Here is a 15,698-nt window from a genome sequence, read left to right on the forward strand (position 1 = left end):
ATTCCGTAAGGTTGAGACATTTGGCGTGAAAATGGTTACGTCATTTTGCAGCTAACAGCGGGCTGTTTAGCTGCTATAATGCGGCGTTTTTTTTTATTTGAGATGACTTTCATGGCGATGACTGAGTACCACCCACCAACGGATCCGTGGATTGATGTGGTATATGAGGATGACTACATTATTGCGGTTAATAAACCGTCTGGATTGCTGTCCGTTCCGGGTAGACTGGAAGAGCACTATGACAGCATGTGGAGTCGCCTAGTTGAACAATATCCTGATGTGAAAGTCGTGCATCGTTTAGATATGTCGACATCCGGTTTAATGCTGTTTGGCAAAAATACCTATATGGAATCGGCCTTGAAGAAGCAGTTTCAATATCGCCTGACGCATAAAATCTATTATGCCCGTGTGTGGGGTATTGTTGAGCAGGACGAGGGTATGATTGACCTTCCATTAATTTGCGACTGGCCAAATCGTCCGAAACAGATGGTTTGTTTTGAAAACGGTAAGCCCTCTCAAACCATGTTCCATGTCGTGAAGCGTGAAGAGAAAACCACAGTAGTGCGTTTGCTTCCTATCACTGGTCGTTCTCACCAATTGCGTGTTCATATGATGGCATTGGGGCACCCGATTGTTGGCGATGAGTTTTACGCACCTCAAGAAGCGATTGATTTTACAGACCGTTTGGAACTGCACGCTGCTGAGTTGAGTTTCTATCACCCTCGCAGCCACTGGCTACGAAGTATTTTTGTACCTTGTGACTTTTATCCCGAAGCACAGGAAGAAATTTTGCAGCACTTCGATCCTGAGAGAAAATTACCGGATTATAAAACGCTACCGAGAACTTGAATCTAGGTAGCTACCCGAACTCGTTTGCGTTGCAGGCTAGAACGCTGCAGGTTCAACGAGAAAGGGTAATAAAGGAGAAACTATGTCAGCCCCAAAAATTGTCTTCCTAGATCGCGCAACCATCCCCAAGCATATCGAGTTACCCCGCCTAACCGTAGAACATGAGTGGCAAGAGTACGATTTTACTAGCCCTGAACAGGTATTTGAGCGCATATACAACGCAGATATCGTCATAACCAACAAAGTCGTCATCTCCGGTGATGTTTTGGCGCTGTTGCCAAATATTAAGCTGATTGCGGTTTCTGCCACAGGTGTGAATAACGTCGATATTGAGTATTGCCGAGCGAACAATATTGCTGTTTGTAATGTTCAGGGTTATGCCACTCGTTCTGTGCCAGAGCATGTCGTGGGGATGATATTTTCTCTTCGTCGTAATCTGATGGGCTATCATCACGATATTGCTGCGGGAGAATGGCAACGTAATAAGCAGTTCTGTTTCTTTACTCATCCTATTGGTGATATCGCGGGCTCAACAATGGGCATTATTGGCGGTGGAGCTTTAGGTCAGGCAACGGCTCAGTTAGCCAAAGCTCTGGGTATGAATGTTGTGTTTGCAGAGCGTAAAGGTGCAGAAGAGTGCCGAGAGGGCTACCTACCATTTGAAACGGTGTTAAAGCAGGCGGATGTGATAACACTGCATTGTCCATTAAGTGAAGAGACGCGCAATATTATTGACGAGCAAGAGTTTGCTCAGATGAAGCCTAACGCGATTCTGATTAATACTGGTCGCGGTGGATTAGTGAATGAGATTGCGCTGGTGGATGCACTCAAAAAACGCCAAATAGCAGGGGCTGGTGTGGATGTCTTTACTCAAGAGCCAGCAGATATTGATAATCCGCTGTTAGCGAATATGGATCTGCCCAACTTATTACTTACACCCCATGTCGCGTGGGGGAGTGATTCTGCCATCAGTCAGCTCGCACAAATTCTGGTCAGTAACATTGAAGCGTTCGTTGAAGGGAAAGAGCAGAACCGAGTGGTTTAGGTTCAACATTTGTCATAACCACCTTCGCTGGAATGACAGCAATAATATAGAAGTGAACGTTCTCAAAAACAAAAGGCAGCCAATTGGCTGCCTTACTATTTTTTGTTCTAGCTGAGATTATAGAGCAGCGATAGTCGCTTTCTGTTCTTCCAATTTCGCTAGCGTATCTTTGTAGCCTTCAAGCTTTTCACGCTCTTTTGCGATAACCGCTTCAGGCGCTTTAGCTACGAAGCCTTCGTTACTTAGCTTACCTTCGATGCGTTTGATTTCGCCTTCAGTCTTCGCTACTTCTTTCGCTAGACGCGCCAATTCTGCATCTTTATCGATAAGACCAGCCATTGGGATCATCAGCTCAGATTTAGCAACAAGAGCAGTCGCACATGCTGGAGTTGTCTCACCCGCTGCCAGTACGCGTACGCTTTCAAGTTTCGCCAGAGAAACCAGTACTTGCTTGTTCGCTTCCAGACGCTCAGCATCTTTCTCACTTGCTGCTTTCAGCATAACTTCAAGTGGTTTACCCGGGTTGATATCGTACTCTGCACGCAGGTTACGAATACCAGTAATAAATGATTTCACCCATTCGATGTCATCCAGAGCTTCCTGATGGAAGTTCTCTGCATCGTACTGAGGTAGAGCTTGAAGCATGATTGTATCGCCTTCAACACCGTCTACCAGTGGCTTGATGCTTTGCCAGATAGTTTCAGTGATGTATGGCAATACTGGATGAGCCAGACGCAGAGTCTTCTCTAGCACAGTGATTAGCGTGCGACGTGTTGCACGTTGCTGCGCTTCAGAGCCTTTCCATAATACTGGTTTAGTCAGTTCTAGGTACCAGTCACAGAATTGGTTCCAGATGAACTCATATAGCGTGTTAGCCGCCATATCTAAGCGGTAGTTATCGATATGCTCATTGAAGGCTTTGGCTGCCAGTTCAAACTGAGACTCGATCCATTTGTCTGCTAGTGAGTACTCAAGTTCTGCACCCGCAGTGAAGCCACAATCTTGTTCTTCTGTGTTCATCATTACGTAACGACTCGCGTTCCATAATTTGTTACAGAAGTTGCGGTAACCTTCAAGTCGCTTCATATCCCAGTTGATATCACGGCCCGTAGAAGCCATTGCTGCAAGAGTAAAGCGCAGTGCATCAGTACCGTACGGTTCGATACCGTTTTCGAAAGTCTTACGTGTGTTCTTTTCGATCTTCTTAGCAAGCTGAGGCTGCATCATGTTACCGGTACGCTTGGTTACCAGTGACTCAAGATCAATACCATCGATCATATCGATAGGGTCTAGCACGTTACCTTTCGATTTCGACATCTTGTCGCCGTTTTCGTCACGGATCAGGCCAGTAACGTAAACCGTTTTGAATGGAACTTGTGGTTTGCCGTCTTCATCTTTGATGAAGTGCATGGTCATCATGATCATACGAGCAACCCAGAAGAAGATGATGTCAAAGCCTGTCACCAATACTTCAGATGGGTGGAATACTTTCAGTGCGTCAGTCTTCTCCGGCCAGCCAAGAGTACCGAACGTCCAAAGTGCAGAAGAGAACCAAGTATCAAGAACGTCTTCGTCTTGGCTTAGTGTTACATCAGCTGGGATGTTGTTATCGGCACGAACTTCTTCTTCGTTGCGGCCAACGTAAACATTACCTTCAGCATCGTACCAAGCCGGGATACGGTGACCCCACCAAAGTTGACGAGAGATACACCAGTCTTGAATATCACGCATCCAAGAGAAGTACATGTTTTCGTACTGTTTTGGAACGAACTGGATATCGCCATCTTCAACCGCTTTAACTGCAGGCTCAGCAAGAATACCTGCACGGACGTACCATTGGTCAGTCAGCATTGGTTCGATAACCACGCCACCACGGTCACCGTAAGGAACGGTTAGGTCATGATCTTTGATTTCGTCTAGTAAGCCAAGCTCTTCAAATTCAGCCACGATTGCTTTACGTGCTGCAAAACGTTCCATGCCTTGGTATTTAGCTGGAAGTTCCGTGCTGTATGCTTCGCTTGCTTCACCGTTTGAGTTGAATACTTCCGCTGCATCGCGAACGTTAGCATCAAAGGTGAAGATGTTGATCATTGGTAGCTGGTGGCGCTTACCTACTTCATAGTCGTTGAAGTCGTGAGCTGGTGTGATTTTCACACAACCCGTTCCTTTTTCCATATCGGCGTGTTCGTCACCCACGATAGGGATACGACGATCAACGATTGGAAGGATGATTTCTTTACCGATAAGATCTTTGTAACGAGGATCTTCCGGGTTTACTGCCACGCCTGTATCACCCAGCATGGTTTCAGGACGAGTGGTTGCAACAACAATGTAGTCTTTACCTTCAGCAGTCTTAACACCATCAGCTAGAGGGTAGCGGAAGTGCCACATGTTGCCTTTAACGTCTTTGTTTTCAACTTCAAGATCAGAAATTGCGGTGTGCAGTTTTGGATCCCAGTTAACCAGACGTTTACCACGATAGATAAGATCATCTTTGTATAGACGAACGAACACTTCCTGAACCGCTTTGTAGAAGCCGTCATCCATAGTGAAACGTTCACGATCCCAATCAACCGATGCACCTAAGCGACGAAGCTGCTTAGTGATGGTGCCACCAGACTCGTTTTTCCATTCCCAAATTTTATCGATGAATGCATCACGGCCGTAATCGTGCTTAGTTTTGCCTTCTTCTGCAGCGATTTTACGCTCAACAACCATTTGAGTTGCGATACCAGCGTGGTCTGTACCCACTTGCCAAAGGGTATTTTTGCCCTTCATGCGTTGGCAACGAATCAAGGTATCCATAATGGTATCTTGGAATGCGTGACCCATATGAAGGCTACCAGTGACGTTCGGTGGCGGGATCATGATGCTGTATGCGTCTTTTGATGTGTCACCGTGAGGCTTAAAGTAGCCTTTTTCTTCCCAAGTCTTATACAGATCTTGTTCGATTGATGTTGGGTTGTATGTCTTTTCCATAGTGCTCTTAAATGGATGCTTTGATGGTTAATTTAAGTCTATCGCTATAAGTGAGTTCTCTTTCTCAAGAGAGCTTAACTATAAGGATGAACATTTATTTTTATCCAGTTGGTTTTACGGATACTGGATTTCAATGGTCTGCAATTGATAACCGGCTTGGCGATACAATTTGTAACGTTCGCGCGCCAATTGTTTTGCTTTTTCTTCGCAGGGGACGAAGTCTACCACCTCTGTGAAGGCGTTCGCAAAGGTTGTATGATTATCGGCCAAATTTATTACCAATTGGCGGTTCCAAGAAGGTTTCACGCCAATATGGCCAATCTCAATATGAGTGCCGTATTTCGGACCTTCTCCTACTAGATTATGTGCGACAAAATCATTCGCTTCCACTTGCCAAAAACATTCCGCCATTCTTTCGGCATGCACTTTATCTCCACATTGTAGGTACACTTTTGCACCTTGACGTGAAAAGTGTTGGCAGAGATAAACCACGTAATCATTGAACCCCTGTGCAGAGCTTTGTGGGCTATCTTCTTTGACGATGTAGAACGTTGCTGTAGGCATAGTGTTTTTGTACTTAGAACCGTATTACTAAAAAAGGGCCTTACGGCCCTTTTTATCAATGAGGATTATTCCTCGGTCTCTTGGCCACTGCGGTTAAGCAGGAATTGGACAAGCATTGAGACCGGACGCCCCGTAGAACCTTTCGCCGCGCCAGATTTCCAAGCGGTACCTGCGATATCTAGGTGCGCCCAGTTGTACTTCTTAGCGAATTTAGACAGGAAACAACCTGCGGTAATCGTGCCACCTGGACGACCGCCGATGTTTGCCATGTCAGCAAATGGACTCTTTAGTTGTTCGTGGTATTCGTCAGCCATTGGCAGACGCCATGCACGGTCACTTGCTTGCTCAGAAGCATTAACAAGTTCATGAGCGAGAGGGTTGTGGTTCGATACCACACCACTAATGTGGTGACCCAATGCGATAACACATGCTCCAGTAAGCGTTGCTACGTCAACCACGCAATCCGGTTCAAAGCGCTCAACATAAGTCAGAGCATCACAAAGAACCAAACGGCCTTCAGCATCGGTGTTTAGTACTTCAACTGTTTGACCAGACATGGTGGTTAAGATGTCACCCGGGCGGTAAGCGTTGCTACCAGGCATGTTTTCACAGCCAGCCAGAACACCGATAACGTTTAGCGGTAGGTTCAGTTTCGCCAACGCTTTCATTGTACCGAATACTGAAGCTGCACCACACATGTCGTATTTCATCTCATCCATGCCTTCGCCTGGTTTAAGAGAAATACCGCCTGAATCGAAAGTCAGACCTTTACCTACAAGAACGATCGGTTTTGCTTCTGAGTCAGGGTTGCCCTTGTACTCCATGATGGACATCATTGATTCGTTTTTCGAACCACGACCAACCGCTAGGTACGAGCTCATACCCAGTTTTTCCATCTCTTCTTCACCGATAATCTTGGTGGTTACGGTTTCGTAATCATCCGCAAGACGACGAGCTTGAGAAGCTAAGTAAGCTGGGTTTGCGACGTTTGGCGGCATGTTACCCAAATCTTTACAAGCTCTAACACCAGATGAAATCGCTAAACCGTGAGAAATTGCGCGCTCACCTAAGCTTAATTCACGACGGGTTGGTACGTTAAATACCAATTTACGTAATGGACGGCGAGTTTCAGGCTTGATTGTTTTGAACTGGTCAAAGGTGTAAAGGCCGTCTTTGGTTGCTTCAACAGCTTGACGAACTTTCCAATAAGTATCACGACCTTTTACGTGTAACTCAGTCAAAAAGCACACTGCTTCCATTGAACCAGTTTCGTTCAAAGTACTGATGGTTTTTTGGATGATTTCTTTGTATTGTCGCTCACCTAGTTCGCGCTCTTTACCGCAACCAACTAGTAATACGCGCTCAGAAAGAACACCCGGTACTTGATGCAGAAGAAGCATCTGACCTGGTTTACCTTCTAGGTCACCACGACGAAGTAGTGAACTAATATAGCCGTCGCTGATTTTATCGAGCTGTTCTGCGACTGGAGAAAGGCGACGTGGTTCGAATACCCCAACAACAATACATGCACTGCGTTGTTTTTCAGGGCTACCACTTTTAACACTGAACTCCATGCGTACTCCTACATCTTGAAGACAAATAGAACTAAATGTTAGATAATGCATCTACACTTGTTGAATCCTTATCAGGATTACATCTTTGTTAAGTGTACTAACAGTTAGTCAAAAATTAAAAAAATAAAAGATTCAACGAGAAATTATAGTGATTCCATCAAAAAAACAAGTTTTGTATAGGTAATTTCAGCGTGATTATTGTTAGATATTTGATCCGCGAGACACTAAAGAGCCAATTTGCGATATTTTTCGTACTTTTTTTAGTGTTTTTAAGCCAAAAGTTTATTCGCGTTTTGGCTGATGCTTCCGACGGTGAAATTCCAGCTCGAATGATTTTATCCATTGTTGGTCTAAACATGCCTGCAATGGGTTTATTAATGCTGCCTTTGAGTCTCTATATCGGGATTCTGCTTACTTTTGGCCGTTTATACGCTGAAAGTGAAATTACAGTCATGAATGCAACGGGTATCGGGAATAAGTTCTTGGTACGTGCTGCCTTGTATCTTGCAGTTATTACTGCAAGTGTGGCTGCATTCAACTCGATGTGGTTGTCTCCTTGGAGCCAAGACAAAGAAGCACATTTGATGGAGCAGCTTGCTTCTGAAAACAGTGTCGATTTATTGCAAAAAGGACAGTTTCAACGTTCACCAGACGGTTCTTCGGTGGTTTTCATCGATAATATTGAAAACCGTAAACTCTCGAATGTGTTTGTAGCACAACTGGCACCGCGTGAGTCGATCCTTCCAAGTGTGATGTTTTCAAACTATGGAAATGTGAAAGAGTTAAGCGATGGTCGACAAGTGATCACTATGTACGAAGGTACCCGCTATGAAGGTGTGCCTACTCGTGTCGATTATATGGTGACCAAGTTTGATGAGTACGAAGGCTTGATAGGGCAGCGCGCAGTAAAAGAGCGTGGTCGAGACTGGGAAGCAATACCAACTCTAGAATTGGTGAAGAACTCGAGCAGACAAGCACAAGCTGAGCTTCAGTGGCGTATTTCTCTGGTTGTCTGTATTCCATTGTTAACTATGTTGGTTGTTCCTTTATCTGCGGTTAATCCGAGGCAAGGACGTTTTGCCAAGATGGGACCAGCAATATTAATTTATCTCACTTACTTCTTGGCAATCAGTGCGACTAAATCGGCGATTGAAGATGGCAGTATTCCTACCATTGTTGGTATGTGGCCGATAAATGCTGCGCTATTAATTGCGGCGATTATGGCTAACCTGATGGATAGCGTTGCGATAAGAAGATTGAAAGACAAATTCAAACAAAAGAAAAGGGTAGCTTAGGTCGTGTTTAAGATTTTAGATTGGTATATCGGACGAACAATCATAGCCACGAGCACCTTGGTACTGATTACTTTTGTCGGTTTGTCTGGAATTATCAAATACGTGGAACAGCTACGTAAAGTCGGTGAAGGAACGTATGATTTGCTTCAAGCACTGATTTTCGTCTTGCTTAGTATACCTCGCGATATTGAGATGTTCTTCCCGATGGCTGCGTTGTTAGGTGCTTTGATTGGTTTAGGTGCTTTAGCTGCAAGCTCAGAGCTTGTGGTTATGCAAGCGGCTGGCTTTTCTAAGTTGGATATCGGTTTATCGGTTCTAAAGACAGCTGTGCCTCTTATGATCATCATTACTCTTTTAGGGGAGTGGGGAGCACCACAAGCGCAGAAAATGGCGCGTGATTTGCGTTCTTTTGCAACGTCTGGAGGACAGATTTTATCTGTTCGTACAGGGGTTTGGGCGAGAGATGCCAACGATTTTATCTTCATAGGCAAGATCAATGACAACCGACTTTACGCTATGAATATGTGGCGTTTTGATCAAGATAAGCATTTACGTCAGGTTTATAACGCAAAACAAGTAGACTATGTCGGCGAAAATATTTGGTTAATGAAAGATGTTGTCGTGACAGATATGAGTGATGACATCGTAATTTCAAAACACTCATTGCCAGAATATCGTTGGGAAACCGCGTTAGCACCGGATAAATTGGCGGTGGTGACAGTAAAACCTGAAGAGTTAGCGTTAAGTGGGCTTTATGATTATGTTCACTATCTTAAAGCATCAGAACAAGACTCATCCCGTTATGAGCTGGCGTTCTGGCGTAAGATTTCTCAGCCGTTTTCTATTGCAGTAATGATGCTGATGGCGCTCTCATTTATATTTGGTCCGCTAAGAAGTGTAACCATGGGAGCCCGAATTTTGTCTGGGGTAATTGCAGGTTTCACCTTCTATATTTCTAGTGAATTCTTTGGACCTCTTAGCTTGGTTTACAATATACCGCCTGTGTTTGGCGCTGTTGCTCCAAGTTTGGTGTTCTTAACTATCGCTCTGTTGCTATTGAGAAGAAAACTCTAATAAATAAAAAGGAAGGCTTAGCCTTCCTTTTTATTGTCTGTAAATGGTGAACTGGTATTAGCGAACCTTTGGTAACACCACCACTTCAGTCTTTGCCCACATATCTTGGAAACTGCGTTTTTCTGGGTCAATTAAAACCGTTAGATTACCTAAGCCAAAGCACGATGTAGCGAGCCTAATAAGTGCTTGAGTAACCGTGATGCTATTGCCGTCGCTATTGCGAACAACAATCTTCCACGCTCTCATTCCGAGTGTCTGTCCAGCTCGTGTCCAAAAATAAACAAAGAAAGATACCCAAGCTAGAGCAAGGTAAAGAGTATAAACAGGGCTCCAAATTGGATGGCCTGTCAATAAGTCACTGGCATCTTGATAGGGTGCATAGCTCATTAAGCCAGCAGCAACCAGAGCTTCCATCAAAGCTACGATAACACCACCTGCTATCATCAGAATGGCCAACACGATTAATGAGTCATAAATTAAAGCGCCTAAACGGCGAAAAAAGCCAGCAGGTGGCAAAGTAGTAGTAGTCATAACGAGCAAACATTCCTAATTAGATGGCCGCAAGGATATAGGTTGCAACCATAGCTGAAAAGAGAGCCAGTGCACAGGTTCTGTTTTTATGGTGAAATATTCAGCAAACGATTTTGTTTTCAATATATTGCTATTGCACCCGTTAGTTTCTTCCGTATAATGCCAATCATCAAAGGCAATAGCCTAGATGCCGGTATGGTGAAATTGGTATACACGACGGATTCAAAATCCGTTGCCTTCGGGCGTGGCGGTTCAAGTCCGCCTACCGGTACCATATTTAAATGATAAAGCCTCGACGTAAGTCGGGGCTTTGTTGTATCTGCTTTAGGGGAAATTTCTTTCCTACCCATCTATCCGCGAAAGACTAGGTTGGTGCATATCCACATTGGTCTGCATTAATGTGGTGCGCTATCTCTTCTACCTAATCTTCAATACTTACTCTAAGCCTTATTGATTCTTTATTGATGTTACTTGCCTACTTGGTCAGCTTTTTGCTTATTGGGCTACATAATAAAAAGTTGCTCGCATAAGTGAGCTGTTTACAAGGAGAAAGTATGACGCTACCAATTATTGATATTTCCCCACTGAATTCTGAAAACAGAGAAGACTGGCAACCAGTTATTCAACAGATTGATAGTGCCTGCCGCGAACTTGGCTTTTTTTATATTACTGGTCATGGCATTCCTCAGCAGCAGTTTGACCACATTCAATCAATGGCCAACTTATTATTTAGCTTGCCAGAAGAAGAGAAGCAGAAAATTTCGATCGAGAAGAGTAATAACCACCGTGGGTGGGGGAGACTGAGTGCTGAAAAGCTTGATCCCTTAGGTGAGTTGGATTGCAAAGAGTCATTTGATATGGCGCTAGACCTTTCTCCCTATCATTCTCAAGTTCTGCGTTGTCCCGATCTATATGGACCGAACCAATACCCTAACATCGATGGCTTCGCTCAGGCGGTTAGTCAACATTACTCTTTGACGCTTGATGTTGGTTTGAAAATCCTAAAAGCAATGGCAATCGCTTTGGGAGAAGATGAGGACTTCTTTTCTAAAAGTTTCACTTTGCCCATTTCTGTTTTGCGCATGCTCAGTTACCCAAGCCAAACCCAAGAAACAAACGGAGCTGGTGCCCATACGGATTACGGCTGTATTACTCTGCTGTATCAAGATCAAAGTGGCGGATTGCAGGTTCTGAATAAACAAGATGAGTGGATGGATGCCACTCCAATTGATGGAGCGTTTGTCGTGAACATCGGTGATTTAATGCAGCGTTGGACGAATGACATCTATCGCTCAACCAAACACAGAGTGGCGAGCCCAACATCAGGTAAATCTCGTTTTTCTATGCCTTTCTTTGTTGAACCGGATTTTGATACTCAGGTAGAAACACTGACTTCGTGTCTGGAAGAGAAGCAAGGTAAAGGTGGCTATCCACTAATTACAGCAGGGGACTGGATATTATCCCGCTTTGAAGATACCTATTCGTATCGTCGACAAGTCGAAGACGGTGTTGTCGAGGTTTGATTTGTAAGCTTCTTTGTCCTTTTGAAGCAGAGTTTAATGTCACGAAATTGAATTTGCTCAATCAATCTAAAGAGTTGGTCGACTATAGTTAGATAAAGCCACTCAGATTATGAGTGGCTATCTTGGCTGAAGTTTTTGCAACTTAGGGTGAATGTATGCAAGAAGGTTTTGGTTCAGCGACTGAGCAAAGAAAATCGGTGCCTTTTAATTGGACTTTAAATATTGCTACTCAGGAGTTTAGTTACGACAGAGAGGCAACTCATCCTTTTTTATTCCCCAACCATTCTATAAACAGCTTTGGTGATTGGCTTGCATTAATGAGTCCTTCTTATCGGCACGATATTGAGCAACTGCTTGAATCTGTGTGTCAAGACCAACACAAACGTACGTGTGTTGTTGCTCTTTGGGAAGATCGGCATCATGGTTTTTATGCCTCGTTTTCTGCTGAAAAACTCTCCCAATATGTTGTTCAGGGAGAAACGCAACTGATTTTTGAAGTGAAGCAAGATCGGCAGACCATGAATTGGTTTGACTTTATGTTGAGGCAGGATAATTGCGGGGTATTGATTACCAATAGTGAAAACAAGATTTTAGCCTGTAATAAAAAGTTCGAGCAACTATCTGGATTTGGTTTGGCCGATCTTGTGAGTTTGAATAGTATTCTACTGTTTGAAGAAGATTCTAGCTCACTAAAAGCACCTAAACCTTCAGCTAGTAGAAACTTCTTAATTAAGCATTCGTCAGGGGAACTTAGACAGTGCAGATCCGCATCTATTTCGCTCGCCTTTTTACAGCATCCTGATATTTCTTTTACGATATTCTCTTTGTCGCCTAGCATTAAGCATTCAATTGAAAGCGGTATACTGACAAAAAAAGCATTTGGTGATCAATTGGATGTCATTTATCAGCGACAAATAGCCAATACTATCTATGTGGTAATGACGCTGAGTATTGAAAGCCGCATCTCCAACTTCGAAAACACGCTTAATGATGTTATGGCTCGACTCAAAGAGTGTCGGATGTTTGGCAAAATAAAAGGCAATTTCTATTTGGCTTGTATTGAGTGTTCTGCGCCTGTGAACGAAAAGCCATATCGCTACCTTCATCGACAGATAAAGTATTTCTTTCAGGAATTGAAATCTGCACATTCAGAAGTTTATCAATCTGTTGCAAAAGGTAGGGTTGGTATTTCTGTTCTTGGCGTAGACGCCAGCAATGCAAAAATGGCTGTGACTCATTCTGTTCAGGCGATACTAGAACAGCATTCAGAGGATCGCGGACAGCATATCCGTTTTTTTGATAGTGACTTACATCGCCAAATAAAGAAAAGGAAGCTACTGGAAGAATTGATCTCTGATCTTATTGAAACAAAGCAAGTAGAAATAAAATATCAACCTATACTCGATACTCATTCATGGAACATCTCTGGATACGAAGCTCTATTTGAACTTCCTTTGCCTCCGGCTCTATCTTCAAATCGTGTGGAATTAGAAAGTATTATTCAGGATCTAAATTTGTCGGCAGAGTTAGATGTCATTGTTCAGGAAAAGGTATTTAAAGAGCAGGCGTTGCTTCAGTCTTATCATTCGTCACCAATAACAGTAACTTTAAACATTCTGTGCCAGCACGAATCTCAAAATTTTGTCGATGTATTGTACTGTTTGGTTCGCCAGATGCGGGATTATAAAGTGGACCCTCATCAGTTTTATTTGCAGGTTGATCCTGGTGCGCTTCGTTCTATAGCTACTCAAGATATAAATATGTGGCAGCAGTTAGGAATCAAATTTGTGATGGATAATGTTGAGATAGGTAACGCTATTTCAATTAGCCTACCAACCGAACGTTATAATTTGTTCAAAATCAATCCTATCTACCTACAGTCACTGGCTCACTCACAAATGATTCATAAAGTGATGAAAACTTTGGTGGATGAATGTCATTCGCTGAATGTGTCTGTAGCAATAGACACAGTTGCTGCCATTAATGATGCAAAATTGCTGGCTTATTTGGGTATTGATTATATGAGTGGGGGATGCTTTTCTTGTCCAGAAAGCGTGGAAGCTATTCCGACAGTTATTAAGAAGATTGAATCGTTAAAGCCGTCATTACTTAAGGATGGGGATGTTGTTGGGAAAAATATCAGTACCTTACAAAATATGTGTCATGCACAGATGCCACACCTTGACCCAAGTGATACCGTAGCTGCAGCACAGCAGTATTTTTTGTCATCAGAAATTGAAGTCCTTCCGGTCATTAACCACCGAGAATGTGTCGGTATTATTGACCGGGCTTGTTTGAACTTACACCTTACTCCACGTATGGGGACGGATCTTGAAACTACTCAGGACAACTTAATGTGGCATCGACCAGTGAGTCAAATCATGCAGCTATCATTCACCAAGTTGGACGCAAAAATGGATATCAGTAATGTGAGTGCTTTGATTGAAGAAGAGGAGCTGACATTTCCATGGGTTCTTACTGAGGGTAAAACCTTTAAAGGTATTGTTACCCCAAGTTGTGTTATTCAGCACTTTGCTTCTTCAAATTTAAAGCGTAATTCTTAATGAATGTTCGTTTTTGCAATGCTTTAGCGCATTTATTTGAGTTTTCTATCGTTCAATATTGCATAAAGAGCTCGCAAATTTCGGCAAAAGTAGTCACAAAGGTTGAGAGCACTATCTTGTGACTATTTTCTCTCGCTAAGGATAGTGTCTATAATTGTCGCTAATGAATAGTGTTAAAAGTTGTACTTTTATAGATGTTGTTCAAATATCAACTCTAAGTAAGAGTTCCTAAAGTTATCAGAGGTTTTAGTAAATTGTGGCGAGTATAAAAATTACTGTCGATAGATTACAACCAGGGTTACATATACGCTTGCCAGTAAAGTGGAACGAGCATCCATTCTTATTTAATAGTTTTAAAATTAAAGACCAAGAACAGATCCGCTTAATCAAGCATTTGGGCATTCAACATGTGTTTCTAAATCCAAGCCAAAGTGATACTCAACCTCTTGCACCAGTAACTAATACCACGTCAGTTGATGAGAAAGAAAATGAAGTAGAAAGTGATATCAACAGTGAAGCTGATAAGTTATGGCAAGAAAAACAAAACAGAATTGAAAAACTCAGTGCTTATCGACGTCGAGTGATCAGTTGTGAAAAGGAGTTCGAACGTTCACTTGCTCGAATGCGTGCCGTAATGAACAAGATACGCAGCCGACCTATGGACGCTGTTGATGAGGCTGCTCAATTGGTCGATGATATCGTCGATAAACTTCTCAGCGATGATAGCGTTACTCTGCATTTGATGAATGGTAAAAGTGAATTTGAAGATATTTACTTTCATTCACTAAACGTATCTGTCATCGCGATGATGATAGGTCGAGCAAAAGGATACCCAGCTGACAAGATAAAAGAGATCGCTTTTGCTTCTCTCTTTCATGACATAGGCAAAATCCGAATTCCAACTGCTATCGTACGTAAACAGACGCCTTTAACTGAACCCGAAAAAAATTACCTTAAAATGCACACTAAATATGGATTGGAAATCTCTCAGAACATTAAAGAGTTTCCTGATAGTGCGAGAAGAGTAATAGAACAACATCACGAGCAGCTTGATGGTTCTGGTTACCCTCAAGGTTTGAAAGGTGATGAAATTGACGAGTTGGCTCAAGTTATCGCAGTTGCAAATGCATTCGATAATTTATGTCACCCGAATGTACCAAGTGAGCAAAAAATTCCTTATGTTGCTCTTTCTTATTTATATAAGAACTGTAAGCACATTTATAACAATGAGAACTTGAACATTTTAGTTAAGTTTATGGGGGTGTTCCCACCTGGGACAGTCGTACAACTCTCGAATGATATGGTTGGCTTAGTCATATCCGTGAATGCAAACAGCCTTCTCTATCCTAATGTTCTTATTTACGACCCGTCGGTACCTAGAACTCAGGCTCCGATTATTGACTTAGCAGACAAAGATATAAAAATTGTTAATGCCATTCTGCCTCATAAACTCCCAGATAAAGTAAGAGAGTATTTAAACCCACGCTCAAGAATCTCTTACTTCTTTGATAGTGAAGAGTAGTTATCCACAGCATTTTGTGAGTAACCTGTTCCTTTCTTGAGGGTGAAGAGTACATAAAATAACGTTCGTTGTTTATTTAGACAAACGAACGTTTATTTTAAATAAATTCATCTTTTTCGCTTGCTAAGTTCATCCATCTCCCTATAATGCCGCCTCACTGACACGGCAGACGTCGCAA

General features: G+C 42.9%; 11 protein-coding genes and 1 tRNA gene. 8 read left to right on the plus strand and 4 right to left on the minus strand.

The window, feature by feature from the left end:
• The first annotated feature begins 111 nt into the window (after positions 1-111).
• Positions 112-849, plus strand: a complete 738-nt coding sequence (locus HUO09_RS15755) for a pseudouridine synthase (protein ID WP_167412823.1) — start codon at positions 112-114, stop codon at positions 847-849.
• Positions 850-931: 82 nt separating this feature from the next.
• The gene (locus HUO09_RS15760) at positions 932-1,894 is read left to right on the plus strand and encodes a D-2-hydroxyacid dehydrogenase (RefSeq protein WP_167412822.1); all 963 of its coding nucleotides are present in this window, start codon (positions 932-934) and stop codon (positions 1,892-1,894) included.
• 117 nt (positions 1,895-2,011) lie between these two features.
• On the opposite strand, the gene HUO09_RS15765 is transcribed toward HUO09_RS15760, so the two are convergent.
• The 3 genes from HUO09_RS15765 to pepA form a co-directional block, all read right to left on the minus strand.
• Positions 2,012-4,873 carry a valine--tRNA ligase gene (locus tag HUO09_RS15765; protein ID WP_188234529.1) on the minus strand — a complete coding sequence of 954 codons (2,862 nt, stop codon included), beginning with the start codon at positions 4,871-4,873 and terminating at the stop codon, positions 2,012-2,014.
• Between the two features lie 114 nt (positions 4,874-4,987).
• Entirely contained in the window at positions 4,988-5,437 is a 450-nt protein-coding gene (locus HUO09_RS15770) for a DNA polymerase III subunit chi (protein ID WP_188234530.1), read from the minus strand.
• A 65-nt stretch (positions 5,438-5,502) separates the two neighbouring features.
• Positions 5,503-7,011 carry a leucyl aminopeptidase gene (gene pepA / locus HUO09_RS15775; RefSeq protein ID WP_167412819.1) on the minus strand — a complete coding sequence of 503 codons (1,509 nt, stop codon included), beginning with the start codon at positions 7,009-7,011 and terminating at the stop codon, positions 5,503-5,505.
• Between the two features lie 191 nt (positions 7,012-7,202).
• Between pepA and lptF the strand changes: the two genes are divergently transcribed.
• Together lptF and lptG are read left to right on the plus strand one after the other, a co-directional pair.
• Complete coding sequence (lptF, locus tag HUO09_RS15780) at positions 7,203-8,306, plus strand: LPS export ABC transporter permease LptF (RefSeq protein WP_167412818.1); 1,104 nt, start codon at positions 7,203-7,205, stop codon at positions 8,304-8,306.
• Between the two features lie 3 nt (positions 8,307-8,309).
• A complete protein-coding gene (gene lptG / locus HUO09_RS15785) occupies positions 8,310-9,380 on the plus strand; it encodes an LPS export ABC transporter permease LptG (RefSeq protein ID WP_167412817.1) in 1,071 nt (356 codons plus the stop codon).
• 57 nt (positions 9,381-9,437) lie between these two features.
• On the opposite strand, the gene HUO09_RS15790 is transcribed toward lptG, so the two are convergent.
• A complete protein-coding gene (locus HUO09_RS15790; protein ID WP_188234531.1) occupies positions 9,438-9,911 on the minus strand; it encodes an RDD family protein in 474 nt (157 codons plus the stop codon).
• A 189-nt stretch (positions 9,912-10,100) separates the two neighbouring features.
• On the opposite strand from HUO09_RS15790, the gene HUO09_RS15795 reads away from it, so the two are divergent.
• From HUO09_RS15795 to HUO09_RS15810, 4 genes are all read left to right on the plus strand, one after another.
• A tRNA-Leu gene (locus tag HUO09_RS15795) sits at positions 10,101-10,185 on the plus strand.
• 280 nt (positions 10,186-10,465) lie between these two features.
• Entirely contained in the window at positions 10,466-11,434 is a 969-nt protein-coding gene (locus HUO09_RS15800; RefSeq protein WP_188234532.1) for an isopenicillin N synthase family oxygenase, read from the plus strand.
• Between the two features lie 155 nt (positions 11,435-11,589).
• A complete protein-coding gene (locus HUO09_RS15805) occupies positions 11,590-13,998 on the plus strand; it encodes an EAL domain-containing protein (protein ID WP_188234533.1) in 2,409 nt (802 codons plus the stop codon).
• A gap of 256 nt (positions 13,999-14,254) precedes the next feature.
• On the plus strand, positions 14,255-15,520 hold the full coding sequence (locus tag HUO09_RS15810; protein ID WP_167413787.1) for an HD-GYP domain-containing protein: 1,266 nt from the start codon (positions 14,255-14,257) through the stop codon (positions 15,518-15,520).
• Positions 15,521-15,698 lie beyond the last annotated feature (178 nt).

The organism is Vibrio sp. Y2-5, from assembly GCF_014596725.1.
Classification (GTDB): Bacteria; Pseudomonadota; Gammaproteobacteria; order Enterobacterales; family Vibrionaceae; genus Vibrio.

Coding starts and splice junctions, on each gene's coding strand:
- HUO09_RS15755 (WP_167412823.1), top strand. CDS start 112: ATGGCGATGACTGAGTACCACCCACCAACGGATCCGTGGATTGATGTG.
- HUO09_RS15760 (WP_167412822.1), top strand. CDS start 932: ATGTCAGCCCCAAAAATTGTCTTCCTAGATCGCGCAACCATCCCCAAG.
- HUO09_RS15765 (WP_188234529.1), bottom strand. CDS start 4,873: ATGGAAAAGACATACAACCCAACATCAATCGAACAAGATCTGTATAAG.
- HUO09_RS15770 (WP_188234530.1), bottom strand. CDS start 5,437: ATGCCTACAGCAACGTTCTACATCGTCAAAGAAGATAGCCCACAAAGC.
- pepA (WP_167412819.1), bottom strand. CDS start 7,011: ATGGAGTTCAGTGTTAAAAGTGGTAGCCCTGAAAAACAACGCAGTGCA.
- HUO09_RS15790 (WP_188234531.1), bottom strand. CDS start 9,911: ATGACTACTACTACTTTGCCACCTGCTGGCTTTTTTCGCCGTTTAGGC.
- HUO09_RS15800 (WP_188234532.1), top strand. CDS start 10,466: ATGACGCTACCAATTATTGATATTTCCCCACTGAATTCTGAAAACAGA.
- HUO09_RS15805 (WP_188234533.1), top strand. CDS start 11,590: ATGCAAGAAGGTTTTGGTTCAGCGACTGAGCAAAGAAAATCGGTGCCT.